We start from the raw sequence: 5,211 nt of genomic DNA on the forward strand, positions 1-5,211 counted from the left end.
GGTTCGCTCAATGGAAGCCCGACGCTGCCGAACCGCCGTCCGGCATCGCCATTGAGATCAAGGAAGCCAAGGTGCAGGCGAGCGGGCACTCGTATGGTAACAGAATTCGACATCTGCCCCCCGATGGGTGCATCATGGATGCATCATGGAAGTTTAGGTGCCCGGTACCATGATAACTGTTTTCGTCGATGGGGCAAGCCAAAGAGAATGCATCCAGGTGTTTGCTGGCTCCGGCGTGTAGACAGACCGAGCAATTCGCGGAGGTCGAGATGAACGAGACAGTCAAGGAAAAGGTCTATTCGGAAGCCGAGATCGCCGAGCGGCTTGAGAAGGAGCTGCCAAAATGGCGCTACGAAAACGGCTGGATCCGGCGCAAATACAAGACCCACAGCTGGAAATCGACGCTCATGGTCATCAACACGGTTGGCCATCTCGCCGAGGCGGCGTGGCACCATCCCGATATCACCGCCTCCTATGCCTGGGTCGAGGTGCGCCTGATGAACCACGCGGCGAAAGGCATTACCGACAAGGATTTCGAGTTGGCGAAAAAGATCGAGGATGTTGTCCAGTGGCAGCCGGCCAAGGAAGGCGGGGCGCTGGAGGGCACTCCGCTGACCGATCAACGCTTCGCTTACGTCAAATATGACTAAGCAGGGTCGGAATTTGTTGATAGCGTATGAAAACATTCGCTGATCCGCTGCAAGGTGGGGTTCACGGCCAATCCAGTTTCGTCTAGGATCGTGGCGGCACCAGAAAGTAGTTTAGCGAATGGCGGTTGCTTGGATCGGCAACCGGGAAGCGCTGATTGAGCGCGCGGCTGCGCATGCCGCGTCGCTACTGTCGTCAAGTCGGTGCCCGGTTTTCAGCTTTGATACGGATATAGACGGCACGAGGGCGGCGATCGCGCTGGCTGAGAGGGCTGGCGCGGCATACGACCATGCCGATGGCGCGGCACTTGCCCGGGAGACTGCGCTTTTTACGGACAAGGGGGCAATGACCGTCGCCCCCGGAGAGACGCGCCGGCGTGCCGATGTCGTGGTGATCGTGGGCGAGCTCCCGCGGATCCATCATGGTCTTGTTGGCGAACTCGCCGGGACGGTTCCCGACCTCTCGACCGTGAACCAGCGCGCGTTCTTCGTGGTAGGCCCGAACGGGATGTCTGTGCCGCCGCTGAACGGCGGGCGCGAGGCAACGCGACTTTCCTGTGGCCAAGCTAGCCTCGCCGCCACGCTGGCGGCACTGAGAGCACAGTACAAAGGGCGGCGTACATCGCAACCGGTGTCGAATTTCAATGATTTCGCCAAAGCTCTGGCGGCCGCGCGTTTTCCCGTGTTCCTGTTTTCAGGCCACGCCGCCGAAGGCCTGGCATTGGAGATGCTGCAAGGACTGATCGCCGATCTCAATCGCAACTCGCGCGCATCCGGCCTTCATCTGCCTGCGAACGAAAACGGCTGGGGTAGCACGCTCGCCTCGGCCTGGATGACAGGTTTTCCGCTGCGCACCGGCTTTGCGCGCGGCTTCCCGGAATTCGATCCCTGGCGCTGCGATGTGGCGCGCATGATCGCTGCCGGCGAAGCCGACCTGCACCTGCGGATCTCCGCCGCAACGGCCCAACCGAAGGAAAAAAAGCGCCGCATGGCACTGATTGCGTTGACGAAAACGCAAGAGCCGGTTGCCGGTGCCGCAGTCACCATCGCCATCGGCGAGGCTGGACTTGATCACGATGCGGTTGTCTATTCCAGCCGCACGGGCTCGCTCAGGTCGACCGAGGCGCAAGCGGCCTCGCAATTGCCCTCCGCCGCGACGATCATCCGCCTGATCGCTACCCACGCTTTCGCCGAGCCACTGCCATGCTGACGAAAATCGCCGGCGGCGACATCATCGATCCCGTCAACGGCCGTCTCGGCAAAGGCGACCTCTGGATCAAGGACGACAAGATCGTCCCGGCGCCGGCGGGAGGGGCGGCCGACCGGACCATAGAAGCCAGCGGCTGCATCGTGATGGCTGGCGCCATCGACATCCACTCCCACATCGGTGGCGGCAATGTGAACACCGCGCGGCTGCTCTTGCCCGAACAGCATGCCGCCCATCAGCTGCGGCCAGCAATGACGCCGCTCTCCAATGCCGGCTGGTCGACGTTCCAGACCGGCTGCCTCTACGCCAAGATGGGCTTTACGACAGTCGTCGAGCCGGCGATGTCGCCGGGAGCGGCGCTTCACACGCATCTCGAACTGGCTGACATCCCGATCATCGACAAAGCAACCCTCGCCATTCTCGGCAATGACGATTTCCTTCTGTCGATGATCCGCGACGACGCCCCCTCCATGATGATCGAGGACTATGTCGCCTGGACGGTCGCTTCGACGCGAGCGCTTGGGGTCAAGGTGATCAACGCCGGTGCGGCGGCCGCCTTCAAGGAGAACGTCCGCACCTTCTCGCTGGACGATGTCGTGCCTTCCTATGGCGTCAGTTCGCGCAAGATCGTCAAGACGCTGCAGGCCGCCGTCGATAGTCTTGGCCTGCCGCATCCCCTGCATGTCCATTGCAACAATCTGGGCAGCCCCGGATCGGCGGATACGGCGGCTGCGACGATCGCAGCGGCGGATGGGCTGCCGCTGCATCTCGCCCACCTCCAGTTCTATGGCTATGGCACGGAAGGAAAACGCGGGTTTTCCTCTGCCGCCGCACGGCTTGCCGAACTGGTCAACGCGACGCCGGAAGTCACCATCGATATCGGCCAGGTCATGTTCGGCCAGACGGTCACGATCTCCTCCGACGTCATGCGGCAGTTTTCGGCGCGTGGCAGCGCGCACCCGAAAAAGACCGTCATTCATGATGGTGACGGCAATGGCGGCGGCATCGTGCCCTACAGCTATGGCAAGGACTTCTACGGCACGATGCAGTGGGCGATCGGGCTCGAGCTTTTTCTCCTGATCGACGATCCCTGGCGTGTGTTCTTCACCACCGATCATCCCAACGGTGCACCTTTTACGGCTTATCCGGCGCTGTTCGAACTGCTGATGAGCCGGGAAGCGCGCGCCGAAATGACCGCTGGACTTTCACGATCCGCCCTGGCGCTCTCTACCCTGGCCGCAATCGACCGCGAATACACGTTCGAGGAAATCGCCATCATGACGCGCGCGGCGCCGGCCAAGCTGCTCGGCTTGACGGATCGAGGCCATCTCGGCGCCGGTGCAACAGCCGACATCGCTGTCTATCGCAGGGACCGCAGTATCGCGAAAATGCTCGGACAGGCGGCGTATGTTTTCAAGGATGGCGATCTCGTCGTGCAAGACGGGGAAATCATCCATTACCGCTGGGGCAAGGCATTGAGGCTCAAGCCGCCTGTCGACAAGGCAATGGTGCGACGGCTCGAGGACTATCACCAGCAGCGCTACGGCCTGTCGCTGGACTGGTTCAATTTTCCGGATTCCGCGATTGCGCGCGAACAGCCATTCGGCGAGGTGCCATGCCGAACATGAGCGTCAATGGGGTGACGATCGACGATACCTTCGCGGAAGCCTTCGGCATGCGCGCAACCGCCATCGTCATCACCGCGCCGAGCCGGAAATGGGCTCGCCAGGCGGCGATCACGATGTCCGGCTTCGCCACCTCGGTGATCGGTTGCGGCTGCGAAGCGGCAATCGATCTCGACCTGCCGCCCTCGGCCACACCGGATGGCCGGCCGGGCTGCCGCGTCATGATCTTCGCGATGGGAACGGACGAATTGCAGAAGCAACTGCTCAATCGTGTCGGCCAGTGCGTTTTGACCTCGCCGGGTTCCGCCTGCTTTGCCGGGCTGCAAGGCAGCGCCGAGCTCAAGCTCGGTTCGGCGCTGCGTTATTTCGGCGACGGCTGGCAAATCTCCAAGAAGATCGGCGACAGGCATTTCTGGCGTATTCCCGTCATGGATGGCGAGTTCCTGTGCGAAGCAACGACCGGGCTGACGAAGGAAGCTGTCGGTGGCGGCAATTTCTTTGTCATGGCGCAAAACAGCGCCAACGCTTTGGCCGCTGCCGAGGCCGCGGTCGCTGCGATCGGCATGGTGCCTGGCGCCATCGTGCCGTTTCCGGGCGGCATTGCCCGTTCGGGTTCCAAGATAGGTGGCAAATACAAAGGCATGATCGCTTCGGCCAACGAAGCCTACGCGCCAACGCTGCGCGGCGTCGTCGCGAGTGAGCTCGGTCCCGACATCAACGCCGTCCTGGAAATCGTCATCGATGGTGAAACCAATGATGCAGTTGCCGCCGCGATGAAGGCAGGCATCAAGGCTGTCATAGAGCTCGGCCCGAAAAGAGGCGCGGTTCGGATCAGCGCCGGCAATTACGGCGGCAAGCTCGGGAAATTCATCTACTCGCTGAAGGATATGCTGCCATGAAGGCGCTGACCTTCACCCTGGTTGCCGAGCCGCCGGAGCGCCTTGATCTGTCGCCGCTGACGCCGGAGCGGCTGGCCGGGATCGAAAGGCGCGACGTCGAAAGAATCCAGATCGGCATGTCGAAACACGGATCGAAGGTGGGCGACATTTTTCGCGTCGCCGGCAGCGATCCGACAAACATCGTGTTCGAAGGCGGAAGCACGCGCCTTGACCTTGTGGCGCAAGGCATGCGGGGTGGGTCGGTTCGCCTCGTTGGCAATGCGGGCGCCCAGGCCGGGCGCGCCATGCGCGGTGGCAAGCTCACGATCGAAGGCAATGCGGGTCCATACGCCGGCTCCGGCATGCGCGGCGGCAGGCTTGAGATAACAGGCAATGCCGGGGACCACCTCGGTGCGCCGCTCGTCGGGGAACTGGCCGGCATGAACGGCGGTGTGTTGATCGTCAGGGGCAAGGCGGGCGCCTTCGCGGCGGACCGCATGCGGCGCGGCCTGATCGCGGTGCTGAAAGGCTCCGGCGACCTTGCCGGCAGCCGCATGATCGCCGGCACCCTGGTGGTGGCCGGTGGCACCGGCGAGATGCCCGGCTATTTGATGCGTCGCGGTTCGATCCTTCTCGATCGCGCGCCGGCACGCACGTCGCCGAGCTTCGTCGAATGTGGCGCGCCCGAGAGCGTTTTCGCTGCCATCATCGATCGTCATCTGATCGCCGAGGGCATTTTGAAACGGCCGCTTCTGGGGAGCGCACCGCGCAAATATGGCGGGGATAACGCAGTGCTCGGAATGGGCGAGGTTCTTTTTCCGCGCTGAGATCCGTCGACACAGGAACCATAGGAT

At 62.5% G+C, this 5,211-nt stretch carries 5 protein-coding genes; all 5 read left to right on the forward strand.

Annotated elements, in window-relative coordinates:
* The first annotated feature begins 269 nt into the window (after positions 1-269).
* On the forward strand, positions 270-650 hold the full coding sequence (locus EOC06_RS31500; RefSeq protein WP_027036898.1) for a 4a-hydroxytetrahydrobiopterin dehydratase: 381 nt from the start codon (positions 270-272) through the stop codon (positions 648-650).
* 118 nt (positions 651-768) lie between these two features.
* Entirely contained in the window at positions 769-1,857 is a 1,089-nt protein-coding gene (locus tag EOC06_RS31505; protein WP_027036897.1) for a tungsten formylmethanofuran dehydrogenase, read from the forward strand.
* Positions 1,851-3,482 (forward strand): formylmethanofuran dehydrogenase subunit A, encoded by a 1,632-nt coding sequence (locus tag EOC06_RS31510; protein ID WP_128309623.1) that lies wholly within the window; start codon positions 1,851-1,853, stop codon positions 3,480-3,482. Before EOC06_RS31505 ends, EOC06_RS31510 begins: the two co-directional genes overlap by 7 nt.
* On the forward strand, positions 3,470-4,378 hold the full coding sequence (gene fhcD / locus EOC06_RS31515) for a formylmethanofuran--tetrahydromethanopterin N-formyltransferase (RefSeq protein ID WP_128309624.1): 909 nt from the start codon (positions 3,470-3,472) through the stop codon (positions 4,376-4,378). The genes EOC06_RS31510 and fhcD overlap by 13 nt, the downstream gene beginning before the upstream one ends.
* Positions 4,375-5,184 carry a formylmethanofuran dehydrogenase subunit C gene (locus tag EOC06_RS31520; RefSeq protein WP_127810592.1) on the forward strand — a complete coding sequence of 270 codons (810 nt, stop codon included), beginning with the start codon at positions 4,375-4,377 and terminating at the stop codon, positions 5,182-5,184. Before fhcD ends, EOC06_RS31520 begins: the two co-directional genes overlap by 4 nt.
* The last annotated feature ends 27 nt before the right edge of the window (positions 5,185-5,211 follow it).

This window comes from Mesorhizobium sp. M7A.F.Ca.MR.362.00.0.0 (assembly GCF_004023175.1).
Classification (GTDB): domain Bacteria; phylum Pseudomonadota; class Alphaproteobacteria; order Rhizobiales; family Rhizobiaceae; genus Mesorhizobium.